Annotated in this window: 1 pseudogene; it reads right to left on the bottom strand. The window is 52.2% G+C overall.

Features of this window, described 5'->3' with window-relative positions:
• Positions 1 to 441, bottom strand: a pseudogene (locus tag ACMWL8_RS25130) (IS5-like element IS903B family transposase); the annotation flags it as partial.

Raw genomic sequence — 441 nt, forward strand, 5'->3', positions numbered from 1 at the left:
TTTCATGTGTTTTACTGTCAACGGCGAGATGCAGCTTACGCCAGATACGGCGGCGTTCCTGGCCATGCTTTTTGACTTTCCACTCGCCTTCACCGAAGACCTTCAGCCCGGTGGAATCAATTACCAGGTGTGCGATTTCACCCCGGGTGGGCGTTTTGAAACTGACATTAACCGACTTTGCCCGCCTGCTGACACAGCTGTAATCCGGGCAGCGTAGCGGAACGTTCATCAGAGAAAAAATGGAATCAATAAAGCCCTGCGCAGCCCGCAGGGTCAGCCTGAATACGCGTTTAATGACCAGCACAGTCGTGATGGCAAGGTCAGAATAGCGCTGAGGTCTGCCTCGTGAAGAAGGTGTTGCTGACTCATACCAGGCCTGAATAGCTTCATCATCCAGCCAGAAAGTTATGGAGCCACGGTTGATGAGGGCTTTATTGTAGG

It is taken from the genome of Enterobacter sp. 04-C-12-SI-ECC (genome assembly GCF_047530715.1).
Classification (GTDB): domain Bacteria; phylum Pseudomonadota; class Gammaproteobacteria; order Enterobacterales; family Enterobacteriaceae; genus Enterobacter; species Enterobacter bugandensis.